Below are 25,135 nucleotides of genomic sequence, written 5' to 3'. Positions count from 1 at the left end.
AAAAATTGATTGATTAAAGAGTGCGATTACGCTGCATTAACCTTCACATGACTTTGGACTAATCATTTTTGAATTAGTCACTTTCGATTAATCACTTTGGACTAGTCATGGCTTCAGGTTTGACCCACTCATCAAATTGGGTGTCAGTCAATAAACCTAACTCAACGGCAACTTGTTTTAAGGTTTTATTTTCTTTATAAGCAGTTTTGGCAATTTTTGCTGCATTTTCATAGCCGACATGGCGATTGAGCGCGGTGACTAACATCAATGAGTTGTGCAAGAAATAATCAATTTTTTCTGTCACAGGCTCGATGCCTACCGCGCAATGGTCATTGAAGCTGTCACAAGTATCGGCCAGTAAGCGAATCGATTGCAGTAGGTTGTAGCCAATGACTGGCATAAACACATTGAGTTCAAAATTACCCGATGCCCCCGCCATATTGATGGTGACATCGTTACCTATCACTTGCGCGACGACCATCGTCATGGCTTCAGACTGGGTCGGATTGACTTTTCCTGGCATGATGGATGAGCCTGGCTCATTTTCAGGGATTTTAAGCTCACCTATCCCACATCTAGGACCTGAAGCCAACCAGCGGACATCATTGGCAATTTTATTGAGGCTCGCTGCCAAGGTTTTTAGGGCACCTGAAGCAAAAACTTCAGCGTCTCTGGCCGCTAACGCTTCAAATTTATTGGGCGCAGTGACAAAAGGCACATCGGTCAACGCAGCTAAGGTTTGCGCAACCTGCTCGGCATAGTCAGGGTGAGCGTTTAATCCTGTACCGACTGCCGTACCGCCTAAAGGCAGTTCATACAGACCCTGTAGCGCGGCATCTAGACGAATGAGCGCATGATCTAACTGACTGACATAGCCGCTAAACTCTTGTCCTAGCGTCAAAGGGGTGGCGTCTTGCAGATGGGTACGTCCGATTTTTACAATGCCAGCAAACTGCTCAGCTTTGCTTGCTAAGGTGTCACGCAGTTTTTGCACCGCCGGGATAAGCAGATAGACAATCTGACGCGCCGCCGCTACCCGAATCGCGGTGGGAAAGCTGTCATTGGTAGACTGAGCATGGTTGACATCGTCATTGGGATGAATCGGCTGATAGCTACCTTTGCCCTGACCGACAAGTTCATTGGCGCGGTTGGCAATCACTTCATTCATATTCATGTTTGACTGGGTGCCAGAGCCTGTCTGCCAAACCACCAAAGGAAATTGGTCACGCAGTGCCCCGTTGATGATTTCATCGGCGGCCTGCACGATAAGGTCACGTTTGTCATCACTAATACGCCCTAATTTGGCATTGGTGATGGCGGCGGCTTTTTTGACCAGTGCCATGGCTTCAATCAGCGGCTGTGGTAAGGTTTCGCCACCGATTTTAAAGTTATTGCGGCTACGCTCGGTTTGCGCGCCCCAGTAAGCATCTATAGGGACGTTGACGGCGCCCATAGTGTCTTTTTCGCTGCGAAATTGCTGGATATCGGTTTGGTTATCGGTTTGGTTATCGGTTGTCATTATTGTTCTCTTTTTTAGTGAATTTTTTGATTCTGTCATTATCAAAGCGGCTGGTTATCGCCACTTATGCACCAAAGCACAGGGTAAAGTTTAACAGAGTTATCGACCATAAAAGTTTGAGAATATGTGTCGTTTGTTATCTTTGTTAAAGTAAGCGGTAAAATGCCGGCTGATACCGAAAGATAGCAAGCCAAATCTGATAACTACCAAAAGTGATGGCTAAATGTGATGGCTACCCAATCTATTGGCTAAGAGGCGTTTTTTTTCCAACCGGGTAAATGATAATTAAACGCCAGCGCGGCAATACGCAGCCCTGTGGTGGTGACGGTACTGATAAACATAATCACCCAAGCGGCAAGCGAGCTGTAAACCGCCAAAATCGCATACACCCAGCCGCCAACCAAGGCACACATGGCATACGGACGATGGTCAAAAAACGCGGTGGGCATCTCACCACAGGCAATATCACGCATCACCCCGCCAAATACCCCAGTAATAATCCCCATGATGACTGATACCGCCATCGGCATACCGCTTGCCAGTGACGCTTGTACCCCAGAGGCGACAAACAAGCCCAACCCTAACGCATCTGCCAATTGAATCGCCGCAGGGGTGATACGAAACGGACGGCGGCTATTGACTAGCATCACCACAATACAAAGCGCAAACACCAGCCATAACATCAGCTCTTGGGACACCCAAAAAAACGGCCGCCGCTCTAGCAAAATATCACGCAGCGTGCCACCCCCATACGCCGATAAAAATCCCAGCACCGCTACCCCAAACATATCCATACGTTTGCGCACGCCTGCCAAGATACCTGACAAGGCAAAAGCAATGGTGCCAATGACTTCTACGGCGATTCTGAGTGATTCACCCCAAGGTGCCAAATCAGTTAGCTGCATAGCATAAAAACCAAACAATTATAAAAAATCACATCATACCATACCCACCAAAATAACCGCCTAGCAAAAACCCAAGGTATTTGCATTATCTATGGCAAGGCAATTGAACTATAGTAAAGCAATTGCCTAGGACTGGTCGATATAGACAGTAGCGCATTATGTTTCAAGCGCGGTATATGCCAAAAATGGTATAACCAAAAGCGCGGTATAACCAAAAGCACGATATAAATGGACAGGGGATGACACAGTGAAGAACCTGCTAGATGGTTTGACGTGGGTTGATTTTTAACTGTATGACAGTTGCTATTGCCAATAGCTCACCGGTGAGTCTTCAAGTTCATTTAGAATTTTTCTTAGCCCATCTGACCAGTGTTGGCGGATGCTGGCAAAGTACTCATCGTTTTCATCAATGCGAAACCCTTGTGGCATCTGTAGGCTGTCATTGTGATAGACCAACACATCAATGGGCATACCGACGGATAAGTTGGAGCGGATGGTTGAATCAAAAGAAATCAGAATGGCTCGCATCGCTGATTTGAGTGATGAATGATAATTCATGGAACGGTCTAAAATAGGTTTGCCGTATTTACTTTCCCCTAACTGGAAAAAAGGCGTATCGGTCGTTGCTCTGATGCAATTACCTTCAGGGTAGATAAAATAAATTTCGGGGGATTGCCCCTTGATTTGCCCACCCAAAATAAAACTGCTTCTAAACTTGGTATCCGTTTCTTGTGCGATGGTTTGGGCATGGATGGTGGTTTCTCGCAGGCACTCACCCACCAATTGCGCGGCATCATACAGGGTAGGGACGGTATGCAGATTACGCTCTTGCGCAAGTTTGATGGCGTTATCTAGTTTGGTAAATACCGCTTGTGACGTCGCCAAGTTGCCGGCGGTTTGTAGCACCAAAAACCGCTCGCCCTCAATGCCGTATTGATACATTTTGCGAAACATCGATACTTGGTCAACGCCCGCATTGGTGCGAGTATCACTGGCGAAAATCATCCCATCTTTGAGTCGGATACCCACACAATAGGTCATGGTTGTTCCTTTTTTAGCAAATACTGGTTTAGCAAATATTGGTGAATCAATAGTGGCAAATTACTGCTGCGCTGCAAACTGCGCGTTAAGCTGCGGTATGTACTGGGGGCTTGTAGATACCATGACTTGACTATACAGTCGCTCGTCACCGCCCCCTGTTCGCACCCCGCGCACTGGCGCCGCATCGGCATAGTCACGCCCAAAGGCGATGTAGACATGGGAATTAGGGGTAAAATGTTGGTTAGAGATATCAAAGGTGTACCAATTACCCGCAAGCCAGACTTCTGCCCAGGCATGGCTTGCCATATGCGCTTGGGTCGCTTCATAAATATAACCCGATACATAGCGCGCTGCAATGCCTTTATCCCGTAGCAGTGCCAAAAATACATGGGTATGGTCTTGGCACACCCCAGCCGCCATCGCAAACGCTTGCTCTGCTGTGGTGCCGACATGGGTCACGCTTTTGGTATAGGGCATTTTATCGAGCAAGTCTTTTGCCAATGATTTGAGGATAGCTAACTGCGTATCGATGTCCTCACTTTGTAAAAACTGCTCAAGCGCGTCATGGGCAAATTCACGCATGGCTTCGGAGCATTGGGTCAGCTTGGTGGGTACGGCAAAAATCTGATACGGCACTTGCTGATTGTCAGGGATAAATAAGGTATCAGTGTTAATTTCTACTTCGCCAAAGGCTTGAATTTGCAAGTTGTTATGCGGTTCGTGACGGCTTAGGGTAAGCCATTGGTTGCCAAAGCCGTCCGTTTGCATTTGTGCGACTTTAGGCAGCATCACTTGCCAGTTATGGATGGTTTGGTGGGGTAGGGTCATCGGCGTCATGCGGATGTATTGCACACTGCGTAAGGCAAGTTGTTCATAAAAATAATTGGTTTGGTGGCTGATTATAAGTCTCATTGTGCTCTCACTAACTGCTTATTTTTGTCAAAATGATGGTAGTCATCTAATAGATTTGGCTTACACACCTTGCTGTAAAATATTTGAAAACGCGCCCGATAGTGACTGAAAATCTTTGGGTTGATTAGACTTTAACAGTTGATTGACCAATCGATCCAGCTCACGCCAGCGGGTGTTTTCTGGCAAGGTATTAACAACCTCTTTAAGTTTTTGCACGCACTCACGGCAATCTTTTTTCATCAATATATGACAGTCCAGCGATTCAAAACATTGTCCGAGCTGCCAAAACGTGACCACAATCGGGTTTTCTTGCTGCATCGACGCATTGCAGGCATAGAGCTGTAGGCTGGCAGCGCGGTAGGCTCCCGTATTGGCTAACCGTTTGATGAGGTTATAGAGTTCAGCCGTATCTTTGCCAATAACGCCTTTGACGTCTTGGACATTTTGCTCGATAAAGCCAATGGTTTCAGGCACCTTTTTGTTGGCAAGATAGTCATATAGGGCATCAGCATCGGCTGAAATCGGCAAGCCAAGATTGTGCACGATTGCATCGACGTCTGTTTGGCTGCACTGGTCATTTGACAGCCGTGTAATGATTTGTTCATAGTAGCGTAAGCGCTCACTGTATCGACCTAGCCACACTAAGTAGCTCGCTGTTGATAACAGCAAAATTAAGCGATTATGGTTGATATTTTCATACGCCAATAAAGTCGATGATTGCGATTTTCGTTCATGGTTGGTTTGAATGGCGCCCAAATGAGCGGTACCTTGTTTGCCGCTGAGTTTGCCATTGACGGTATCGACCACCCAAGTGTCTTTTACCCCGCCGCCTTGGGATGAGTTGACCACCAATGAGCCTTCGGTCATTGCTACCCGCGTCAATCCGCCTGGTACAATATCCACCGTACCATCGCCATGTGACAATACAAAAGGACGCAAATCAATATGGCGCGGTGCGATGCCACTGGCAACCGCGGTTGGGTTGGTGGACAAGCTAATGGTCGGCTGGGCGATAAACCCTGCTGGGTTGTCTAGTAAGCGTTTGCGGTAAGCGGCAATTTGCTCTTTGCTTGACGTCGGTCCTATCAGCATCCCATATCCTCCCGAGCCCTGCGTTTCTTTAATCACCAACTCTGGCATATGGTCGAGCACATATGCCAACTCATCGGCATCACCGCATTGATAGGTTTGCACATTGGGTAAAATCGGTTTTTCACCCAAATAATACTCAATTATTTTGGGTACAAACGGATAAAGGCTTTTATCGTCAGCAATCCCTGTGCCTGGGGCGTTGGTTATCACCACATTGCCTGCGCGATACGCACTCATCAGCCCTGACACCCCCAAGATTGAATCGGGTAAAAACGCCAACGGGTCCAAAAATGGGTCGTCAATACGGCGATAAATCACATCCACTTGTACCTTGCCACGCACCCCTTGGATGTAGACATGGTTGTTTTCTACAATCAAATCATAGCCATGCACCAACGGCACATTCATCTCACGCGCCAAAAACGCATGTTCGTAGTACGCACTGTTAAAACGTCCCGGGGTGAGTACCACGATTTGTGGGTCGTATTTGTTGGTGGTGCTCGATAGACACGCCTTTAACCGTTTTGGATAGTCCGCCACCGGCAACACTGACTGAGATTGGTAGAGTTTGCTTAGTAGGGTTTGCGACACGTTGCGGCTCTCGAGCATATAAGAGACGCCAGAAGGGGTGCGTAAGTTGTCCTCGAGCACACAATATTGTCCGTGCTGGTCGCGAATCAAATCAATGCCGCTGATATGGGCATAGACGGGTTTATCCAAGTTGATACCCAGCATCCACGGCTCGTAGCCACTGTTTTTAAACACAAACTCGCTTGGCACAATGCCTTCTTTGACAATCGTCTGTTCGTGATAAATATCATGGATAAATTGATTGAGCGCGCGGATACGTTGTTGGCAGCCTTTTTCCATCACTTGCCATTCTTGGATGTCAATGATGCGCGGGATGATATCAAAGGGTATCATGCGCTCAATGTTGCTGGCATCGCTATACACAGTAAAAGTCACGCCGCGGCGATAAAAAATATCCGATGCTTGGTTATTCAAACTAATTAACGTGTCTGAATTCATCTCTTGAAGCCAAGCACCCACCTGTTGTGCCGAGTGTCTATATTGCCCATCGGCGAGTTGCAGTTCATCAAATGCTTTGGAAATTGGCATTATTGGCTCCTTATTCATGACAAAAGATGGAATAGTTTTGCCTCACGATGGCAGACATTTTCTTGACAGATTATTTGATAAATAACTTATTAAATAATTCATCAAGTTTCGTGCCAAAAAAAACAAAGCAAAAGGCATAAATAGTTGAAAAATAGATTAAAAATCGCTCAATTTTGCACCAAAATTAATCGAATTATTAAAGTTGGTGCAGTGTAAAACAAAAAATTTATGCCATAGGCGCATAACAATCATGACATGAACCAAATTGATGCAAAAGAAATATTTTGGTGAAAAATTAAACGAATATTTTTCTACTAAATTGTTATTATATTAAAATTATTTTTATTAAAAATTATTGCAATACATCACCAAATAATGCGCATACTAATAGCAATAGTCAATACCCAACTTGTACAATGCAAACAACCTGAACTAGTCGGATGCCGGCTTCGTTGCCCAATCGACCCTAAGGCTCGTGAGCTAAAGGGTAAAAGCAGTTAACAGGCTAATCGTTTTTTACGCTAATCGTTTTGTATTAAGTTATCCCCCAAAAAATCAATTAATAAGCGTATTTTTAAATTTAAAAATGCCCGATTCATATAGACCGCATAGATTGATACGCTGCTAAATGGCTGCTCAAACAATTTGACCAGTCGCCCTTGCGCAATCTCATCCTCAATCAGCCATTCGGGCAATATCGCAGCGCCCATGCCTGTCAGCGCCATCTGTGCCATCATCACGGTGTTATTACTACTATTATAAGGTTTGAGTGGGGTTGCCATGTGCGTATAGTTGGGTAAAATCCCTGGCAAGTTACTGAGCGTGTCTGCAGACGTACGCGGCTCGTGCTGCGCAACAAAACGCGGACTTGCGACATAATAAAAATCTATTTTACCCAGCGGTTTGACAATCAAATTATCTTGTGGCGTGTTGACCACCCGCAGCGCTAGATCATAGCCCGCAGCAATCAAATCGGTGAAGCGATTTTCCAAATCAACCGTTAGCTCAATTTTGGGATAATCTTGCTGGAATTTGGCAAGCAGATTGACAAAATAGGGCGTGGCAAACCATACCGGTGCAATGATTCGCAGTTTTCCTTCCGGCAATACACTGCCATCGTGTGCCTTGGTTTTTGCCTGCTGCAAAATATCTAGGGCGTGTACCGCTTCTGCATAGTATTGTTGACCGACTTCAGTGAGGCTTAAATTACGGTTGTTGCGATTTAACAGCTTGGCTTGCACATAGGCTTCAAGGTGTTGTAAGTGTTTGCTGGTCATGGCAAGCGACATATCGAGTGCATCAGCGGCTTTGGTAAAACTGCCTTTTTCTACGATGGTGCGAAACACTTGCAAGCTTTTGAGCGTATCCATGCGTATCCTTCAGTGAGTTAATGTTTCCAGTGAATTAACGCTTGAATGCGTCATGTTAATTATCAACTAATAAGAAATAATATATCAATATTTTATGTGTTTTTCTCTTAATAAGATATCACTATAATGGCGTCATCACATATATTCATGACTTTAACTTTAGACTAATAGGATACAACAATGAACAATGTTTCTCGATATCAACCTTATGTACTTGGCTTGTTTCGCATCGTACTGGGCTACACCTTTATGCTACATGGCATGGCAAAATTATTTGGAGTGCCGCATGTGGCGATGTTTGATGGTTTGCAATTGTTTTCGCTGATGGGCTTAGCAGGCGTGTTAGAATTGGTCGGTGGCGTTTTGCTGATTTTGGGCTGGTTCACGCGTCCTGTCGCTTTTATTCTGTCAGGTCAAATGGCGGTGGCATACTTTATGATGCACGCAGGCATTGATAATTTTTGGTTGCCACTGCTGAATCAAGGGGAAGCCGCTGTACTGTATAGCTTTGCTTTCTTATACTTATCTGTTGCAGGCGCGGGTGCTTTCTCCATTGATAATCGTGGACAAGCTGTCAGTGCCTAGTTAATCAAAATCTTAGCTAATAAAAATTTTAGTTGATAACAATAGGAGGTCGCCATGAAGGGTTTAACATTAACTGATGTATTCGGCGCAAGCATTGACGAGCCAACGCTGCCGAGTTTATTTATCTCGCATGGCGCACCGACGATTGCGATCGAAGATACGCCATTTACTCAGGCGCTGCATCAGCTCGGTGCAGATTTACCCAAGCCGAAGCTTATCCTCATCATGTCGGCGCACTGGGAAAGTGGCGAGTGGCTGATCAACGCCAATCCAGCCCCCAGCACTTTGCATGATTTTGGGGGCTTTCCTAAAGCGCTATTTGAAATCCAGTACCCCGCAGCCGGTCATACCGCGGCTGCGCAAAGTATCGCCAAGCAGCTAGCGCAAATGCAAGTGGCGGTTAAAGTGGTCGACCATCAACCATTTGATCATGGTGTCTGGACACCGCTGCTACACATGTACCCCAATGCCGATGTGCCAATCGTGCAGGTGTCGTTGCCACACGGGTTTAGCCCCAGTCAGTTGTATCAGCTTGGGCAGTTGTTTGCGCCGCTACGGCAACAAGGCGTGTTGATTATGGCATCGGGCAGTATTACCCACAACTTATACAATGTGCGTTTTAACAGCCAACAGATTGAGCCGCAAGCCAAAACCTTTAAATACTGGATAATAGATCAGTTAAAAGCCAATGACAAAACCATGTTTGACTGGCAGACGCATAGCTTGGCGCGCCACAATCACCCAACGCCCGAGCATTTATTGCCTGTATTTTTTGCGCGGGGCGCAGGGGATGTGATGTCGGTGGTGCATGAAAGCTTTGCTCACTACAATCTGGGTATGGATATCTATCGGTTTGATTAGTGGTTATAAAAAAGGCGAATTAACCGCAGTAAATTTGCCTTACCATCAATTTATCGCAAAAGCTTTATAAGGCTTGATAAGAATGTCATTTGTATGGCTTTATTTTTGCACTTTTACCCAATATTGTAGCGGCTGAACCGACCTCAAAAAAAGCCGCAAAAAAAGCCATTATTCTAGGATAATGGCTTTTTTATGGCGATAGAAAAGCTTTGATAACTACCGCTCAAGGATTAAGTTGAAAATTGTTTACTTGTGTGTAAAGGATTGTAGCTAGCCGTCAGCGATCCTGCTATCAATCCTCAATATCTGCTAAAATAACACAGATAATTTTAAACTACTGATAATCAATTATGGGTTTATTTCGTTTTTTTGAAAATCGTCTGGAAGTCTATCCAGAAGACAATTACAACCTACCAACGGATAATTTTTTGAAGTTTCTGTGGGCGTGTACCAAGGGTCTGCGCGGTTGGATTTTTGCCTTCATGTTCTTGACAGGCTTGATAGGCGTGTATGAGTCGCTACTGTACAAGTGGATTGGTGATATCGTCAATTGGCTGGGTGCCTATACGCCCGCTAGTCTATGGGCAGAAAAAGGCGATAGTTTGCTAATGATGGCGGCCGTGTTGGTGGTCAGCCCGATTTTGGTGGGCTTAAGTTCTCTAATTCATTTTCAGACCCTGCAAGGCGTGTTCCCGATGCAGATGCGCTGGCGTTTTCACCGTCAAATGCTCGGTCAATCCATGCAGTTTTATCAAGACGAGTTTTCCGGGCGGGTGTCTGCCAAGGTGATGCAAACCGCGCTTGCAGTGCGCGATACCATTATGACCATTGCCGATATGCTGGTGTATGTATTGGTGTATTTTGTCAGTAGTGGCATTATTTTATTTCACCTGGACAGTTGGTTACTTATCCCATTTCTGTTATGGATGGTGATGTTCTTTGCCACTGTGGCGTATTTTATCCCCAAGCTTAAAAACTCTGCCAGTCGCCAAGCCGATGCCCGTGCCTTGATGACAGGGCGGATTACGGATGCGTATGCCAATATCACGACAGTAAAATTATTTAGCCACTCTCGCCGTGAGTTGACCTATGCCAAAGATGCGATGAGCCAGTTTTTGGGTACGGTGCATGAGCAAATGCGCTGGGTGTCCCGCCTTGAGCTGGTCAATCATTTGATTAATGTGGTATTGGTCGGTACTACGGTGGCGCTCGGTTTGTACCTGTGGTATTACAACGGCTTAAGCGTAGGGGCGATTGCGGCAGCGACTGCAATGGCGATGCGTCTTAACGGGTTGACCCACTGGATAATGTGGCAAACGGCGGCATTGTTTGAGAATATCGGTACCGTGCAGGACGGCATGAAAACCTTGTCAAAACCGCATACCGTGGTAGATAAGCCGAATGCTAGGGATTTAATCATCACGCAAGGCGAAATCAACTTTAGCCATGTCGATTTTAATTATGGTCGAAGTGGCAATAAAACCAATGACGCCGATGCCAAGCAAAAACTACTCGATGATTTTAACCTTGAGATTAAAGCAGGTGAAAAAATCGGTCTAGTGGGACGCTCTGGCGCAGGTAAATCAACCTTGGTGAATTTGCTACTGCGTTTCTATGATGTCGATGGTGGTGCGATTTTAATTGATAATCAAAACATCAGCGATGTCACCCAAGAGAGCTTACGCCAACAAATCGGCATGGTCACCCAAGATACCTCACTACTACACCGCACCGTGCGAGAAAATATTGCCTATGGTCGCCCAGATGCCACCGATGAGCAAATCATCAGCGCCGCCAAACAAGCGCATGCGTGGGAGTTTATCCAACATCTAAGCGACGCCAAAGGCAATGTCGGCTTGGATACCCAAGTCGGTGAACGAGGGGTCAAACTCTCGGGCGGACAACGCCAGCGCATTGCCATCGCCCGTGTGATGCTCAAAAATGCCCCGATTTTGCTGCTGGATGAAGCGACCTCAGCACTCGATAGCGAAGTGGAATACGCCATCACTGACAGCCTTAACGATATGATGGCAGGCAAGACCGTGATTGCGATTGCCCACCGATTATCGACAATTGCGTCGATGGATAGATTGGTGGTGATGGATAGAGGGCAAATCGTCGAGCAAGGTAGCCATGCCCAGCTTTTAGCTCAAAATGGCGTGTATGCCAAATTATGGGCAAGACAAAGTGGCGGTTTTCTTGGCGAAGATGATTAAATAAAAGAAATGCCAACTTACGCTAGATTTGATACCGCCCAACGGCAAGGGTGAATGCCAAGTCACAAAAGGGGTAGCCATAATTTTTCACTGGGTCTTATAATCAAGTGACTAAGTGATTAAGTGACTAAGTGATTAATTAGGACAATTGGCATGGAAGAACAACGCATCAATCTAAATGGCAAAAACGCCAAATATTATAACATTAAAAACCCCACCGCCAGCCAGACTGCCCATTTTTACGGCGGTAACGGCTTTGCCTTAGGCGTCTATGAGCCACTCTTGAGCGACTTAGCGCAACATCTTAACATCACCGCGCTAACCATGCGGGGGGAATGGTACGATAAACCGACCGAAACCACGCTGACGCGGGAACAAGACGCCGATGTCCTGATTGAGTTCTTGCAAGCCACCCTAGCAGAGCGAGACGGCAAGCCCGTCATCGGTATCGGGCACTCACAAGGCGCAACGGCCACCACCATGGCAGCTGCCAAACGCCCAGATTTGTTTAGCGCGCTTTATTTGCTTGAGCCTGTCACCTTTACCAACCAGCAAGGCAAGCTTTACAGCCTGGTGCCACGCATGGTGAAAATGACCCGAGAACCCTTTAAAAGCACCCAGGTCAAACAAGCCGACTGGCACAGTGTGGATGCGTATTATCAGTTTCTTCGTCGTCATAAAGCGTACAAACGTATCACCGATGAACACCTTTTAATCTATGCCAAAAATAGTCTAGAGGCAGGCCAATCAGCTGAACTCACGCTACGTTTTTCACCCAAGCAAGAACTCGCCAATTATTTTGGTACACCGCTGATTATGAAACCGTTACAACAGCTTCTTGCCGACAACAAAGTGCCTGTGCAGTTAATTATCGGTAAGCCGTCGATGTTTATCAGTCAACAAGTACGTCAAATGTGGGATACATTCGTGCCCAAGGAGCAAATGACGGTGCTCAATGACTATGGACATTTACTGCCACTTGAAGCACCAGAATTATGCGCCAAGCTCATTTTTCAAAAGCTGAAGTTGACAAGCTAACATGAGTTTATTTGCCGCCAATCCCAACGAGAATTTGTTGCCCTACGATGGCATTGTCAATGATTTTGGGCAGGTTTTTGACAGCCCCGCTTATGAGCCCAATGCGCTTTATCGGCATTTTTTAACGCAGTTACCTTGGCAGCATGACGTTGTCACAATTTTTGGCAAAACCCATGTCACCCATCGCCAAATCGTGTGGATGAGTGAAAACGATTATCACTATTCTGGACAACGCAAGACGGCAACGCCTTGGACCGCGGATGTTTTGGCATTAAAACAGCACATAGAATTGCTACTGGCTGAGCAACAGATGAGCGCAAATTTTAACGCCTGTTTGTTTAATTATTACCCCACAGGCGATGATGGTATGGGCTACCATGCCGATAATGAAAGCGAACTGGGTAATGAACCCATTATCGCGTCTGTCTCATTAGGGGCAACCCGTAAATTTGTATTCAAGCACCGTATCACCAAGGAAAAAGTCGAGATTCCCTTGCAAAATGGACAGCTAATTGTCATGCGCGGACAGACCCAGCGCCATTGGCTGCACAGCCTGCCTAAAACCAAAAAAGTAACGGAAGGTAGAATTAATCTGACCTTCCGTCATATAGCGAATTAAATATCATTTAGTTGTCGAGTAGCGCCTGCTAGCTATCGAGTAGCGCCTGCGCCGCAGCAATATCGAGAGTACCTTCATAAATGGCACGGCCTGTAATGATACCTTCAAGATAATCACTGTAGGGTTTTAGATTTTCAATGTCTTGTAAGTCCGTCACCCCACCTGAGGCAATCACCGGAATACCGCCTTCTTTTGCCAAGTTGACTGTTTGCTCGACATTGACGCCTTGCATCATGCCATCACGCGCAATATCGGTATAGACGATAGAAGATACGCCTGCATCGGCAAAGCGTTTTGCCAAATCCACCGCTTTGACATCGGTGACATTTGCCCAGCCATGTGTCGCTACCATGCCATCTTTGGCATCAATACCCACAATGATATGACCGGCAAATTCTTGACACGCTTGTTCAACAAATTCAGGCTGTTCGACTGCTTTGGTACCGATAATAATATAGGTCAAACCCGCTTCTAGATAATGACGGATGGTATCAAGGCTACGAATACCGCCACCGAGTTGAATGGGTAAATTTGGATAGGCTTTGGCAATCGCGGTGACGACGTCTTTATGCACCGGCACGCCATCGAAAGCACCGTTTAAATCCACCAAATGCAGGCGTCGAGCGCCTTCTTTTACCCAGCGGCTTGCCATTGCGACAGGGTCATCACTAAATACGGTATCGTCTTCCATACGCCCTTGTTTGAGGCGGACACATTTGCCGTCTTTGAGGTCAATGGCAGGGATAATTAAAGTTGGCGTAGTTGATAACGTCGTCATGGGGTTGTCCTGTTGTCGGTTGGCGCAAATTGAGCTAGGCTAGTCAAAATGCGTGTCGCTAGAATTTGGCGATAATTTTACCGTATAATGCCAACTAAGGTTAAGATATTTTGCATGTGGGTATTAGCATAACAGGGGGAAGGACAATGTTATACGTGGTGATAGCAGGGATTTTTATATTAGGGTATATGGCGATTGCCTTTGAGCACAACATCCATGTCAACAAAGCTGCCAGCGCGCTACTGACTGCGATTGCGTTATGGGTACTGCTGACCTTTGGTATCGATACGCTTGTTGCCAACCATTCGGTGACCGCCAGCCTTGCCAATCATCAAGATTCTTTGCATTTTGTCGGCGAGCAGTTACGTGAGCATTTGGCAGAAATCGCCGAGATTTTGTTCTTCTTGATGGGGGCGATGGCGATTGTTGAGCTGATTGATGCGCATGATGGCTTTCGAGTGATTACCGATAAAATTCATACCAAAAATGCCAGTAAACTACTCGCCATTATTACCATTATCACCTTTTTTCTCTCATCGTTACTCGACAACTTAACCACCACCATTGTGATGGTATCACTGGTGTCAAAAATCATCGATGACCAAAAAATGCGATGGTATTTTGCCGGTCTTATTGTGATTGCGGCCAATGCGGGCGGTGCTTGGTCACCTGTGGGTGATGTCACCACCACCATGCTATGGATTGGCGGGCAGATTACCGCAACGGGTATTATGGCAAATGTGTTTATCCCAAGTATCGTATGTACATTAATCCCAATGGGTTTGGTGATGATGCAGCTAAAAGGTCAAACCGTGACCGCGCCTGTACTGCCAAGCGGACAAGAATCTGACAGTGAATTGGCTAGCATGCCTATAGAGCAGCGTATTGAAAGCTTACGTGCTACCATCAAATCCAACGCCCAAGACAGCATCAGTCAAAAAACGCGCATGACAGTGTTACTGCTAGGTTTGGGTGCATTGGCATTTGTGCCAATTTTTAAAACCCTTACCCATTTGCCCCCTTATGTGGGCGTGTTGTTTGGCTTGGCAGTACTGTGGATGGTCACTGAAATCATGCACCGTCACCAAGATCATTATATTCGTGAGCGTATCGGGGTTGAAGGCGTATTAAGCCGTATTGATATTCCCAGTATTTTATTTTTCCTCGGTATTTTATTGGCGGTGGCAGCGCTTGCCACTGCGGGCATACTCGGTGACGTAGCAAAATGGCTGGATGCCACTTTTGGCAATGTGTATGTCATCAATGTCATGATTGGCTTGTTATCCTCAATCGTGGACAACGTGCCTCTGGTAGCAGGGGCAATGAATATGTATCCGCTGACCACCGATGCCAGTATCGCGCAAGCGGCGGCAGCTGAAGCCGCGCGCCTTGAGCTGTTTCGTCAAGATGGCATGTTTTGGGAGTTTTTAGCTTATTGTGCGGGGACAGGCGGCAGCTGTTTGATTATCGGCTCAGCCGCGGGCGTGGCAGCGATGGGTATGGAGAAAATCCCGTTTATGTGGTACATGAAAAAAATCACTTGGCTTGCACTGATTGGCTATCTGGTCGGGGCAGGGGTGTATGTGCTGATTGAAACGATGATAAGATAATACGATAATCGGCTATTAAATTGTAAAAAAGGCGCAAATAAGCGCCTTTTTTATGCACTGGTTTTATGGACTGGTGAGTGATGCTATCGCTTAAATTTGATTAAACTTGCGCTAAATATAAAAAGTCAAAATTTACTCCAAAAAGCTATTGATTTTGATAAAAATATGCTAAACTATTGCCCTTTTTGGTGTACCTAAACTTTGCTAAAACTGTATTTATGCCGTTTTTTCAATTGTTTGGGTCTTTTAGGCTCTAACCACTGAACTAGATTCAATTGATTGCATTCACAGAGAGAACATTATGGTAGTTATCCGTTTACAACGCGGTGGTGCGAAAAAACGCCCATTTTATCAAATCGTGGTAACCGACTCACGCAATGCCCGTGACGGTCGTTACATCGAAAACATCGGGTTCTTTAACCCACTAGCGCAAGGTCAAGAAGTGCCACTACGCATCAACGCTGACGCTTACCAAGCATGGATCAACAAAGGCGCACAACCTTCTGACCGTGTTGCCGCTTTATTTAAAGCAGCTAGCAAAGCACAAGCAACTGCTTAATTTTTTATAAAAATTAAGTACAGCGGACTTTAATATGGCAAAACAACCGACAGACTTGCATACCAATGAGGCTAACACATCGCTGTTTAAAATCGGCGAGCTAAAAAAGCCTTATGGCATTCATGGCTGGCTATGGGTATTTAGCTTTACTGAAGACCGTGAAGCGATATTTCATATGCAGCCTTGGGTCATCAATACTGCCATGGGTCAAAAGACCTTAACGGTAAAAAACTGGCGACAACAAGGTAAAGGCTACGTGGTACAACTTAACGAAGTACCCGACCGCAATATCGCAGAAACTATGTTTGGCGTGAGCCTTTGGGCAGAAAAAAACAATCTGTCTGAGCTTGCAGAAGACGAATATTATTGGTCAGATTTGATTGGTTTGACGGTGATTAGCCAGTCAGAAAATGTCATTTTAGGACGTGTAAAAGAGCTGTTTGAAACAGGGGCACATGCCATTATGGTAGTCGAGCCGACTACTGATAGTGTGGATGGGGAAGAACGACTGATTCCTTGGCACAAACAGACCATTGGCGAGGTAAACTTGATCGAGCAAACCCTGATGGTTGATTGGGGCAGTGATTATTAAACGTTGATAACTAGCATTGATGAATAACATTTGCGGATTCATCCTTGATGGGTGCCTAGCGTTTATTCGATGCGAGTTTTTCAATCAACAAGGCGTTGTTAATGCCAAGCTAAAGTGAGTGTAGCGTATGTTTTTTGCGGTAATAACCATTTTGCCCGAAATGTTTGCTAGTATTACTGATTTTGGCATCACTGGGCGGGCGATGGCTCGCAAGCAAGCGGAAATCTTGCTGATTAACCCAAGAGACTTTACCACAGACAATTATCGGCGTATCGATGAGCGTCCGTTTGGTGGGGGTCCTGGCATGGTGATGATGGCAGAACCGTTACAAAAAGCCATCGACTACGCCAAAACGCAAGCCAATGCGCGCGGTAAAACCTGTCCTGTGGTATATTTATCGCCACAAGGCAAGACACTGAGCGAAAGCAGGGTGCTTGATTTTTGCCAATATGACGGCTTGATTTTGTTATGCGGTCGTTATGAAGGCATCGATGAAAGACTACTGAGTCAGTATGTCGATATCGAGTGCTCAATTGGTGATTATGTGCTGACAGGCGGTGAATTGCCTGCGATGGTATTGATGGATAGTGTGATACGCCGATTGCCCAATGTGATGGGCGATGATTTATCGGCGCAGCAAGACTCCTTCGTGGATGGCTTGCTCGATTGTCCACAATATACCAAACCGACTGAATATCAAGGGATGAAAGTGCCTGACGTGCTGTTGTCAGGGCATCATGCCAACATCGCCAAGTGGCGATTTATTCAGCAGGCAACACGTACCCAGTTAAGACGTCCTGATTTGTGGCAAGCCTTTGTTCCAACCAAACAGCAACAAAAATGGCTGACAGAAGCAGCGCAATCTGCTAAAGACAGCAACCCAGATTCATCCACTTGACGGATGCCCTAATCGTGTCGATTGCTATCAAGGCACATAAAATTAGCGGGGAGTATGCGCATTTGCTGACATCAACCAACCTTAGTCAGCTTAGCCTCTGTCCCCAGTGAGAGGAGAAAATCTCATGAGTAACAAACATCCTTTGGTTCAACAAATCGAAAACAGCCAGCTTAAGCAAGACGTACCAAGTTTTGGTCCTGGTGACACTGTTGTCGTACAAGTAAAAGTGCGTGAAGGCGACCGTGAGCGTCTACAAGCATTTGAAGGTGTTGTTATCGCTAAACGTAACCGCGGCTTAAACTCTGCGTTTACCGTACGTAAAATCTCTAGTGGTGTAGGTGTTGAACGTGCGTTCCAAACCCATTCACCACAAATTGCAAAAATTGAAGTAAAACGTCGTGGTGATGTACGCCGTGCCAAACTTTACTACCTACGTGACCGTTCTGGTAAATCAGCACGTATCCGTGAAAAACTGTCAGTGCGTAAAGAAGAAGCGCAAGCTTAAGGCTTTAACTGCGTTATTTATTATCTGCCTAAATGGGTTAAACTTTGATTGTCATGGTTTAATCAACACCAAAAAAGCAAAAACCCCAAATAAATCTATTTGGGGTTTTTTGTTGGCTAACTTTAGCCTTTTATGGGTGGGCTAGTCATGATTAATTAAGCTATGCTCTTTGGTATCTTTCATACGTGCATAAACAATCAATGAAATCCCAATCATAATCGTCACATACAAGAAAAACCATTCTTCATGACCTGCTTGCTTGAAGGATAGTGCCACATACTCCGCTGTACCGCCAAACAAAGTATTGGCAATGGCATAGGGTAACGCCACGCCCAACGCACGAATATGCGCAGGGAACATTTCAGCTTTGACTACGGCATTAATTGACGTATAGCCTGTGACGATTATCAGACCAAACAAACATAACGCAAACGCCATCCACGGGTCTGTCGTGCCTGCCAAGGTGTTAAAAATAAAGTAAGTAAATAACACCCCCATCACACCAAATCCTATCATCAGCGGTTTACGCCCGATTCTATCGGATAATGCCCCAGCGACAGGTTGCAAGAGCATAAAAATAAATAACGCAATAGCGGTGATTTGCGTGGCTGACTCTTTACTAAACCCTGACGTGTTGACCAAGAATTTTTGCAAGTAAGTGGTGTAAGCATAAAATGCCAACGTACCGCCTGCCGTCAATCCAATGACCGTAAATGCCGCTTTCGGGTGTTCTTTAAATAAAGCCAATGCGCCGGATTTTTTTTGCGAACTACTGGTATCAACTTTATTAAAGGATTCGGTCTCAAGCAAACCACGGCGAATATAAAATACAAAAAACGCCAACAAAGCCCCAATGACAAACGGAATCCGCCAACCCCAAGCTTTGAGTTCAGCAGGGGTTAAAACTTGCTGTAGAATAATCAGAAGTACCAGCGCTGTTAACTGCCCAGAAATCAGCGTAACATATTGAAAACTAGAGAAAAATCCGCGTCTATCTTTACCCGCCATCTCGCTAAGGTAAGTGGCGCTAGCCCCATATTCGCCACCAACACTGATACCTTGAATTAGACGAGCAGTCACCAACAGTATTGGGGCGAAAATCCCAATACTGTCATAACTTGGGGTAACCGCAATCATCAGTGAGCCTAAGCACATTAATGTTACCGATAGCGTAAGACCTGCTTTACGACCTTTCTTGTCCGCATAAACGCCCATTATCCATGCACCGATCGGTCGCATGACAAAACCCACCGCAAAAATCGCTGCGGCACTTAATAATTGAGCGGTTTGATTGCCTTTTGGAAAAAATACAGGCGCAAAATATAAGGTAAAAGCTGCATACGCATACCAGTCGTACCATTCGACCATGTTACCCGCTGACCCGCCTAAAATAGATTTTAAGCGTGTTTTTTGGTCAATAGTTTCAATCGATTGAGACATTGAAAATCCTTGTCAAAGACTTGTTGAATACATGCTAAAGGTTATTTTTGCGCTGTCCAGCCTTTTGGGCGTTCATAGTCTTCATTATCCAAAAATTTATTGCGCTGCTCGGTAATAAATTTTTTGGCTTCTGGGTCAATCATGCTTAAGTGATTTTCATTGATGAGCATGGTTTGGTGCTCTAACCATTCGTTCCACGCTTTGGCAGACACGGTGTTTTGCAATTCTTCACCCAGCTTGTTAGGAAACGGCGGTTTTGGCATTTTGGGTAGCTTTTGTTTGTATTTACGGCACATGACCATGTGGTCAGCGGGGTTATAAGTTTCCATTTGTTATCCTTTTAATAGTTGCTAGTCTAAGTCTCTTGCATCGGCATAAATCCACGCGGTAGCGCCACTGTCAAAGTGACCTTCTACTCGTGCGTAGTCATCGACTTCGTAGCGGTCGGCTTGGGCAAGCTCATCATCGGTAATGTCAAAAATCACACCTGCCACTTTGTCGGTTGGGTTATTGGTTTTAAGTAGTATCGGATGAAAACGTTTGCCACTTTTGGCGATCACATCGTCATCGGTGATTTCAATTTCACCTAACTGGTAGCCAATGAGTTGGTCTTTACTACCCACCAGTGTACGCCCAAAGGTAGCAAGCTGTACATTTTCTTGTTGTAATGTGCCATACGAGAACAGTTTTGGCATATTAATGACCTAATTGTTCGATACGCTGACGACCACGTTCAATCGCCATTTTGACTTGATTAGGCGCTGTACCGCCAATGTGGTTACGAGCATTGAGCGAGCCTTCAAGGGTCAGATATTCAAATACGTCCTCACCAATCAAGTCGCTAAAGCCTTTAAGCTCGTCGAGCGATAATTCACTCAAATCTACGCCTTTTTGCACACCTAACGCTACTGCTTTACCCACTACTTCATGCGCGTCGCGGAAGGCTAAGCCTTTACGCACTAGATAATCCGCCAAATCGGTGGCGGTCGCATAACCTTTCATGGTCGCAGCACGCATATTTTCTTTGTTTGGAATTAAATTAGGCAGCATATCAGCAAAGGCAAGTAGTGAGCCGGTTACAGTATCTACCACGTCAAATAGCGGCTCTTTATCTTCTTGGTTATCTTTGTTGTAAGCCAGCGGTTGGTTTTTCATCAAGGTCAATAGGGTAATCATATCGCCAAACACGCGGGCAGCTTTACCCCGTACCAGCTCTGGCACATCGGGATTTTTCTTTTGTGGCATAATCGATGAGCCCGTGCAAAAACGATCCGGGACGACCACAAACCCAAATTGCGCTGACATCCACAAGATGATTTCTTCACTCATACGCGACAAGTGCATCATTAACAGGCTTGCGCTACTGGCAAATTCAATGGCAAAATCACGGTCGGATACGGCATCCAGCGAATTTTGACAAATCCCTTCAAAGCCTAATAGCTCGGCGGTAAATTCCCGCTCAATCGGATAAGTCGTACCTGCCAGCGCTGCGGCGCCTAGGGGCATTTGGTTGATACGTTTTCGACCATCAATCAAGCGCTCGCTATCACGCATTAACATCTCAAACCATGCCATCACATGATGACCAAAACTGACAGGCTGCGCAGTCTGCAAATGAGTAAAGCCTGGCATGATAGTGTCGGTATGCTGGCTTGCCAAATCCAATAAGCCCGTTTGTAGACGTTTTAACAATCCTAAAATAATATCGGTTTGGTCACGCAGATATAAACGGATATCGGTTGCGACTTGGTCATTACGACTACGCCCTGTATGCAGTTTTTTGCCGACATCGCCAATAATAGCGGTCAGACGAGACTCCACATTCATGTGCACGTCTTCAAGCGCCACCGACCACACAAACTTGCCATCGGCGATTTCTTGTTTGATTTGGGTCAAACCGCCAACGATTTGGTCTTTTTCCGCCTCGGTGATAATACCTGCTTTGGCCAGCATGGTGGCATGAGCAATCGAGCCTGCGATGTCTTGATTGGCAAAACGTTGGTCAAATCCGACAGACGCGGTAAATTCAGCGACAAAACTGTCAGTGGCTTCGCTAAAACGTCCACCCCACATACTAGATGTGCTAGAATCAGCGGAAATTTGATTGCTCATAATACGTCCATTTTTTGTATAAGTTTGAAAGGAATAAAGACAATGAGATTGCTAGAGCTGCTAATTCCCTCTGCAAAATCTAGGGCTAGTATAGCAAAAACTGAGGATGCCTCACAAATTTCACTCAAGCGGATTAAAGAGCCGCTCACCAGCACCTTTTTCCTGCCCAATATGAGCGAAAAACAGACCATCAAACTGTGGGCAAGCTATATCGCGTTTTATTCACTGGTTTCGATTATAACGCTGTTAACTTTTACCCATGATATCAGTTTGATTATCCGTCATAGCATTGAAACGGTGGTGATTACTAGCTTAGTTGTGACGGGTGAAATGGTTTTTTTGGCGAATTCTGCCAAAAAATTCAGAGAATTTAATTGGCGCTCAAAACAAATCACCGCCTATCTGCTATCGACTTCATTTATTATCGTGCCGGTACTGAGTTTGCTAGGTCGGTTGATTTTATTTTTCACGCTGGGCTATGAAGTCAGTTTAAATACGCTGGTACTAGAAACCCTGGTGAATACTTTATGTGCCTTTTTGATGATAGCGGTGCTGCTCACTTTTTTTGAGATACAGTACCAAAATATTCGCCGCGCTGAACTGCGTAACCAACAGAAACTCATCGAGCAAAACGAGCAGTTAAAGGCGCGTATCACCCCGCATTTTTTCTTTAATCTACTCAATACTATGCAATATCTGATAGAAACCGATGCGTATGAAGCCGAGAGAATGATTTGTCATATCTCAAATCTGTATCGGGTGAGCTTTGATGAAACGCGTGAGATTGCGCTACTTGATGAGATGGCGCTATGCGAAAGCTATTTGAGCATCGAAAAATACCGTTTTGATAAAAAGCTGAAGGTAACTTGGCATTTGCCCGATGAAGATTTGCTCTATGACATGGTAATTACCTCATTATCGCTGCAAATGGTGATTGAAAAACTGATTGTACTGATTGTTGAAAACAGCACCGACCCCATTCACATTACTATTAGTATCGATTGGCAAAACGACGTTGCCAAAATTGATATCGAAATTGAGCTGCCAGCCACGACGTATCAGCTGATTTGTCAAGATATTCACCAAAAACTGCAGTTTAACAGTCAACTGGCAATTTTACGTCAGTATTTTGGTCATGAAGCCAGCATTCACTTTGAATTATCTGGATATTTGTTAGTTACTCAAATTCGCTATCCCCTCAAAGATGTCGCGGCTTTTTAGCCCAGTCATTTTGTTAGTCGGAATGGGCATAAAAAAGTCACCAATCTGACGCGGCATTTCACATTTTATCTAACAAATTATGGTATATTAATTTGCGTCTACTTAAAACAATGCGTTTATTAGTTTATCTAATCAGTTAAGCGCTATTTTATAAGGGTTTGATTGCTCACAAAGAGGTTGTGTTGGATTTGGCATAAGATTTTGAAGTACGTAAGATTTGTAGGGTTAAAGGCATGTGTTTTTGACCTCAAAGGAGCAAAGGAGTAAACAGTGAGAATTGTGATCTGTGACGATGAGCCACTAGCCCGAGAGAGGTTGGCGCGTATCGTAAGAGAAGAGGGACATGAGGTAATTGCCCTGGCAGCCACCTGTATGGAGGCCATTGCAAAAGTCAAAGAACTCGCACCCGATGTAATTTTGTTAGACATTCGGATGCCAGGAATGGATGGTATCCGCTGCGCCCAAGAGCTCAATGAGCTTAATAATGCGCCCGCCATTATTTTTGTGACCGCGTACGACCATTATGCGATTGCTGCATTCAAAGCACACGCGATTGGCTATTTGCTAAAGCCTGCCAACAAAGAAGAATTGTTACAGGTACTATCGAGAGCGTCATTGCTTAGTAATGCACAGCTCAATGAAATCAGTCGATTAGAAGACCCGTTAGCACAGTCCAATCGTCAGCATATTGCAGCACGTACCCATCGTGGGGTGGAGCTGATTGCGCTGCAAGATATCTATTACTTTACAGCCGACCAAAAATACGTGCAAATCCGTCATAAAGGCGGCACGGTTTTAATTGATGAAACGCTCAAAGAGCTTGAGCAAGAATTTGGTGATGCGTTCTTTCGTATCCATCGCAATGCGTTAATCAATGTTAACTATCTAGAAATGCTTGAAGCGATTGACCAAGGTCAGTACCAAGTGTGTTTCAAAGGCTTGTCCGACAAACTTGCCATTAGCCGCCGTCATTTGCCATTACTACGGGATAAAATCCAATCAATGTAGCGTAGGTTTTCGTATGTTTGCGTCTACTTCAATGAGCCGTAAGAGTAATTAGCCTGACATTTTGCTATACTGTTGCCTAACTCGCTGAATCACTGACAGATAACCATCTGACAAATGCCTAGCTTAGAGAGTTAGGCATTTTTATCGAATGCTAAAAAAGATACTGCTATGACTACGTTAACGACTTTAAATATCGCCACTCGCCAAAGCCCGCTTGCCTTATGGCAAGCCGAACACATCCAAGCACGTTTGCAAGCGCTGTACCCAAGCCTGACCGTCAATCTAATACCAATGGTCACCCAGGGCGACAAAATCCTGGACACCCCGCTAGCCAAAATCGGCGGCAAAGGCTTATTTGTCAAAGAGCTTGAGCAAGCTTTGTATGAAAAACGTGCCGATATCGCCGTACATTCGCTCAAAGACGTACCCATGGTGCTCCCTGAAGGTCTGACGCTTGGCGCATATTGTGAGCGTGAGCAGCCAACCGATGCCTTTATATCAAATCACTATGAGAGTATAGATGCGTTGCCACAAGGCGCTAAACTTGGTACATCAAGTTTACGCCGTCAATGCCAAATCCAGCAATATCGTCCTGACTTAGAGATTATCAGCTTACGCGGCAATGTAGGCACGCGCTTATCCAAGCTAGATGCAGGTGAGTATGATGCCATTATTTTGGCAACCAGTGGCTTAACCCGTTTGGGGCTTACCGATCGTATTCGCCATGAACTTGATACGCATATCAGTCTGCCAGCGGTCGGACAAGGTGCGCTTGCCATTGAATGCCGAAGTGATGATACCGATGTGCTTGCATTACTAAAACCGCTCAATGACGAGCCAAGCCGTCTATGCGTGATGGCAGAACGCGCCATGAATCGTCATTTGCAGGGTGGTTGCCAAGTGCCGATTGCAGGCTTTGCTACCATTCAAGATGGACAAATTTATTTACAGGGTCGGGTCGGCAGTGTAGATGGCAAAATCTTGTTAAAAGCCGAGCATCATAACGCGTTAGTTGATGACGCACGGGAGTCTGAGCAAATTGCTGAAGCCATGGGCGTGGTGGTGGCTGAAGCACTCATTGCACAAGGTGCGGACAAAATCTTGGCGCAGATTTATCAAGACCACTGATATTGAA

The 25,135-nt window shown here is 45.4% G+C and carries 24 protein-coding genes; 13 read left to right on the top strand and 11 right to left on the bottom strand.

The features are described 5' to 3' along the window. Positions 1-91: 91 nt before the first annotated feature. The 6 genes from fumC to RTS09_RS02965 all read right to left on the bottom strand — a co-directional run bounded on the left by fumC (position 92) and on the right by RTS09_RS02965 (position 7,958). Positions 92-1,519: a class II fumarate hydratase gene (gene fumC / locus RTS09_RS02990; RefSeq protein ID WP_312534204.1), complete on the bottom strand. Its 1,428-nt coding sequence runs from the start codon at positions 1,517-1,519 to the stop codon at positions 92-94. Positions 1,520-1,767: 248 nt separating this feature from the next. Beyond that, positions 1,768-2,424, bottom strand: coding sequence for a trimeric intracellular cation channel family protein (locus RTS09_RS02985; RefSeq protein WP_144918412.1), 657 nt, complete (start codon positions 2,422-2,424; stop codon positions 1,768-1,770). A gap of 303 nt (positions 2,425-2,727) precedes the next feature. Continuing rightward, a complete protein-coding gene (locus tag RTS09_RS02980) occupies positions 2,728-3,465 on the bottom strand; it encodes a proteasome-type protease (RefSeq protein WP_312534202.1) in 738 nt (245 codons plus the stop codon). Between the two features lie 60 nt (positions 3,466-3,525). Continuing rightward, the gene (locus RTS09_RS02975) at positions 3,526-4,377 is read right to left on the bottom strand and encodes a transglutaminase family protein (protein ID WP_095356666.1); all 852 of its coding nucleotides are present in this window, start codon (positions 4,375-4,377) and stop codon (positions 3,526-3,528) included. A gap of 60 nt (positions 4,378-4,437) precedes the next feature. Next, positions 4,438-6,588, bottom strand: a complete 2,151-nt coding sequence (locus tag RTS09_RS02970; protein ID WP_312534199.1) for a circularly permuted type 2 ATP-grasp protein — start codon at positions 6,586-6,588, stop codon at positions 4,438-4,440. A 521-nt stretch (positions 6,589-7,109) separates the two neighbouring features. After that, positions 7,110-7,958 carry a LysR family transcriptional regulator gene (locus tag RTS09_RS02965; RefSeq protein WP_312534196.1) on the bottom strand — a complete coding sequence of 283 codons (849 nt, stop codon included), beginning with the start codon at positions 7,956-7,958 and terminating at the stop codon, positions 7,110-7,112. A 180-nt stretch (positions 7,959-8,138) separates the two neighbouring features. On the opposite strand from RTS09_RS02965, the gene RTS09_RS02960 reads away from it, so the two are divergent. From RTS09_RS02960 to RTS09_RS02940, 5 genes are all read left to right on the top strand, one after another. After that, entirely contained in the window at positions 8,139-8,543 is a 405-nt protein-coding gene (locus tag RTS09_RS02960; protein WP_312523164.1) for a DoxX family protein, read from the top strand. A 54-nt stretch (positions 8,544-8,597) separates the two neighbouring features. After that, a complete protein-coding gene (locus RTS09_RS02955) occupies positions 8,598-9,404 on the top strand; it encodes a DODA-type extradiol aromatic ring-opening family dioxygenase (RefSeq protein WP_312534193.1) in 807 nt (268 codons plus the stop codon). Between the two features lie 350 nt (positions 9,405-9,754). Next, entirely contained in the window at positions 9,755-11,620 is a 1,866-nt protein-coding gene (locus RTS09_RS02950; RefSeq protein ID WP_312534190.1) for an ABC transporter ATP-binding protein, read from the top strand. A 153-nt stretch (positions 11,621-11,773) separates the two neighbouring features. Next, positions 11,774-12,658 carry an alpha/beta fold hydrolase gene (locus RTS09_RS02945; protein ID WP_007115991.1) on the top strand — a complete coding sequence of 295 codons (885 nt, stop codon included), beginning with the start codon at positions 11,774-11,776 and terminating at the stop codon, positions 12,656-12,658. A gap of 1 nt (position 12,659) precedes the next feature. Then, positions 12,660-13,277 carry an alpha-ketoglutarate-dependent dioxygenase AlkB family protein gene (locus RTS09_RS02940; RefSeq protein ID WP_203172476.1) on the top strand — a complete coding sequence of 206 codons (618 nt, stop codon included), beginning with the start codon at positions 12,660-12,662 and terminating at the stop codon, positions 13,275-13,277. Positions 13,278-13,305: 28 nt separating this feature from the next. On the opposite strand, the gene hisA is transcribed toward RTS09_RS02940, so the two are convergent. Beyond that, positions 13,306-14,055 (bottom strand): 1-(5-phosphoribosyl)-5-[(5-phosphoribosylamino)methylideneamino]imidazole-4-carboxamide isomerase, encoded by a 750-nt coding sequence (gene hisA / locus RTS09_RS02935; protein WP_050325620.1) that lies wholly within the window; start codon positions 14,053-14,055, stop codon positions 13,306-13,308. 146 nt (positions 14,056-14,201) lie between these two features. Here hisA and nhaD point away from each other — a divergent pair, with 146 nt between their 5' ends. The 5 genes from nhaD to rplS all read left to right on the top strand — a co-directional run bounded on the left by nhaD (position 14,202) and on the right by rplS (position 18,219). After that, complete coding sequence (nhaD, locus tag RTS09_RS02930; protein ID WP_312534184.1) at positions 14,202-15,665, top strand: sodium:proton antiporter NhaD; 1,464 nt, start codon at positions 14,202-14,204, stop codon at positions 15,663-15,665. Positions 15,666-15,966: 301 nt separating this feature from the next. Beyond that, positions 15,967-16,224, top strand: a complete 258-nt coding sequence (rpsP, locus tag RTS09_RS02925) for a 30S ribosomal protein S16 (protein WP_007115987.1) — start codon at positions 15,967-15,969, stop codon at positions 16,222-16,224. A 34-nt stretch (positions 16,225-16,258) separates the two neighbouring features. Then, positions 16,259-16,816, top strand: coding sequence for a ribosome maturation factor RimM (rimM, locus tag RTS09_RS02920; RefSeq protein ID WP_312534181.1), 558 nt, complete (start codon positions 16,259-16,261; stop codon positions 16,814-16,816). 127 nt (positions 16,817-16,943) lie between these two features. Then, complete coding sequence (trmD, locus tag RTS09_RS02915; RefSeq protein WP_312534179.1) at positions 16,944-17,714, top strand: tRNA (guanosine(37)-N1)-methyltransferase TrmD; 771 nt, start codon at positions 16,944-16,946, stop codon at positions 17,712-17,714. 124 nt (positions 17,715-17,838) lie between these two features. Further along, a complete protein-coding gene (gene rplS, locus RTS09_RS02910; RefSeq protein WP_007115984.1) occupies positions 17,839-18,219 on the top strand; it encodes a 50S ribosomal protein L19 in 381 nt (126 codons plus the stop codon). A gap of 141 nt (positions 18,220-18,360) precedes the next feature. Here rplS and RTS09_RS02905 read toward each other — a convergent pair whose 3' ends face one another. Genes RTS09_RS02905 through argH form a run of 4 tightly spaced genes read right to left on the bottom strand, consistent with a single transcriptional unit; the run spans position 18,361 to position 21,732 of the window. After that, positions 18,361-19,659 (bottom strand): MFS transporter, encoded by a 1,299-nt coding sequence (locus RTS09_RS02905; protein WP_312534176.1) that lies wholly within the window; start codon positions 19,657-19,659, stop codon positions 18,361-18,363. A gap of 41 nt (positions 19,660-19,700) precedes the next feature. Continuing rightward, positions 19,701-19,988 carry an oxidative damage protection protein gene (locus RTS09_RS02900; RefSeq protein WP_007115982.1) on the bottom strand — a complete coding sequence of 96 codons (288 nt, stop codon included), beginning with the start codon at positions 19,986-19,988 and terminating at the stop codon, positions 19,701-19,703. Between the two features lie 21 nt (positions 19,989-20,009). After that, the gene (locus tag RTS09_RS02895; RefSeq protein ID WP_312534173.1) at positions 20,010-20,354 is read right to left on the bottom strand and encodes a gamma-glutamylcyclotransferase family protein; all 345 of its coding nucleotides are present in this window, start codon (positions 20,352-20,354) and stop codon (positions 20,010-20,012) included. A 1-nt stretch (position 20,355) separates the two neighbouring features. Beyond that, positions 20,356-21,732: an argininosuccinate lyase gene (argH, locus tag RTS09_RS02890; RefSeq protein WP_312534381.1), complete on the bottom strand. Its 1,377-nt coding sequence runs from the start codon at positions 21,730-21,732 to the stop codon at positions 20,356-20,358. Positions 21,733-21,813: 81 nt separating this feature from the next. Here argH and RTS09_RS02885 point away from each other — a divergent pair, with 81 nt between their 5' ends. The 3 genes from RTS09_RS02885 (at position 21,814) to hemC (ending at position 25,128) form a co-directional block, all read left to right on the top strand. Next, entirely contained in the window at positions 21,814-22,992 is a 1,179-nt protein-coding gene (locus RTS09_RS02885; RefSeq protein WP_312534171.1) for a histidine kinase, read from the top strand. A 270-nt stretch (positions 22,993-23,262) separates the two neighbouring features. Beyond that, positions 23,263-24,000 carry a LytR/AlgR family response regulator transcription factor gene (locus RTS09_RS02880; protein WP_312534168.1) on the top strand — a complete coding sequence of 246 codons (738 nt, stop codon included), beginning with the start codon at positions 23,263-23,265 and terminating at the stop codon, positions 23,998-24,000. A gap of 168 nt (positions 24,001-24,168) precedes the next feature. Then, a complete protein-coding gene (gene hemC, locus RTS09_RS02875) occupies positions 24,169-25,128 on the top strand; it encodes a hydroxymethylbilane synthase (protein WP_312534167.1) in 960 nt (319 codons plus the stop codon). Positions 25,129-25,135 lie beyond the last annotated feature (7 nt).

This window comes from Moraxella sp. CTOTU47618, from assembly GCF_032017425.1.
GTDB lineage: Bacteria > Pseudomonadota > Gammaproteobacteria > Pseudomonadales > Moraxellaceae > Faucicola > Faucicola tetraodonis.
This window is presented reverse-complemented; position numbering and strand designations above follow the sequence as displayed.

What these genes read in the sequence shown, in the direction of transcription:
- fumC (WP_312534204.1), bottom strand. Translation starts at nt 1,519, where the DNA reads ATGACAACCGATAACCAAACCGATAACCAAACCGATATCCAGCAATTT.
- RTS09_RS02985 (WP_144918412.1), bottom strand. Translation starts at nt 2,424, where the DNA reads ATGCAGCTAACTGATTTGGCACCTTGGGGTGAATCACTCAGAATCGCC.
- RTS09_RS02980 (WP_312534202.1), bottom strand. Translation starts at nt 3,465, where the DNA reads ATGACCTATTGTGTGGGTATCCGACTCAAAGATGGGATGATTTTCGCC.
- RTS09_RS02975 (WP_095356666.1), bottom strand. Translation starts at nt 4,377, where the DNA reads ATGAGACTTATAATCAGCCACCAAACCAATTATTTTTATGAACAACTT.
- RTS09_RS02970 (WP_312534199.1), bottom strand. Translation starts at nt 6,588, where the DNA reads ATGCCAATTTCCAAAGCATTTGATGAACTGCAACTCGCCGATGGGCAA.
- RTS09_RS02965 (WP_312534196.1), bottom strand. Translation starts at nt 7,958, where the DNA reads ATGGATACGCTCAAAAGCTTGCAAGTGTTTCGCACCATCGTAGAAAAA.
- RTS09_RS02960 (WP_312523164.1), top strand. Translation starts at nt 8,139, where the DNA reads ATGAACAATGTTTCTCGATATCAACCTTATGTACTTGGCTTGTTTCGC.
- RTS09_RS02955 (WP_312534193.1), top strand. Translation starts at nt 8,598, where the DNA reads ATGAAGGGTTTAACATTAACTGATGTATTCGGCGCAAGCATTGACGAG.
- RTS09_RS02950 (WP_312534190.1), top strand. Translation starts at nt 9,755, where the DNA reads ATGGGTTTATTTCGTTTTTTTGAAAATCGTCTGGAAGTCTATCCAGAA.
- RTS09_RS02945 (WP_007115991.1), top strand. Translation starts at nt 11,774, where the DNA reads ATGGAAGAACAACGCATCAATCTAAATGGCAAAAACGCCAAATATTAT.
- RTS09_RS02940 (WP_203172476.1), top strand. Translation starts at nt 12,660, where the DNA reads ATGAGTTTATTTGCCGCCAATCCCAACGAGAATTTGTTGCCCTACGAT.
- hisA (WP_050325620.1), bottom strand. Translation starts at nt 14,055, where the DNA reads ATGACGACGTTATCAACTACGCCAACTTTAATTATCCCTGCCATTGAC.
- nhaD (WP_312534184.1), top strand. Translation starts at nt 14,202, where the DNA reads ATGTTATACGTGGTGATAGCAGGGATTTTTATATTAGGGTATATGGCG.
- rpsP (WP_007115987.1), top strand. Translation starts at nt 15,967, where the DNA reads ATGGTAGTTATCCGTTTACAACGCGGTGGTGCGAAAAAACGCCCATTT.
- rimM (WP_312534181.1), top strand. Translation starts at nt 16,259, where the DNA reads ATGGCAAAACAACCGACAGACTTGCATACCAATGAGGCTAACACATCG.
- trmD (WP_312534179.1), top strand. Translation starts at nt 16,944, where the DNA reads ATGTTTTTTGCGGTAATAACCATTTTGCCCGAAATGTTTGCTAGTATT.
- rplS (WP_007115984.1), top strand. Translation starts at nt 17,839, where the DNA reads ATGAGTAACAAACATCCTTTGGTTCAACAAATCGAAAACAGCCAGCTT.
- RTS09_RS02905 (WP_312534176.1), bottom strand. Translation starts at nt 19,659, where the DNA reads ATGTCTCAATCGATTGAAACTATTGACCAAAAAACACGCTTAAAATCT.
- RTS09_RS02900 (WP_007115982.1), bottom strand. Translation starts at nt 19,988, where the DNA reads ATGGAAACTTATAACCCCGCTGACCACATGGTCATGTGCCGTAAATAC.
- RTS09_RS02895 (WP_312534173.1), bottom strand. Translation starts at nt 20,354, where the DNA reads ATGCCAAAACTGTTCTCGTATGGCACATTACAACAAGAAAATGTACAG.
- argH (WP_312534381.1), bottom strand. Translation starts at nt 21,732, where the DNA reads ATGTGGGGTGGACGTTTTAGCGAAGCCACTGACAGTTTTGTCGCTGAA.
- RTS09_RS02885 (WP_312534171.1), top strand. Translation starts at nt 21,814, where the DNA reads ATGAGATTGCTAGAGCTGCTAATTCCCTCTGCAAAATCTAGGGCTAGT.
- hemC (WP_312534167.1), top strand. Translation starts at nt 24,169, where the DNA reads ATGACTACGTTAACGACTTTAAATATCGCCACTCGCCAAAGCCCGCTT.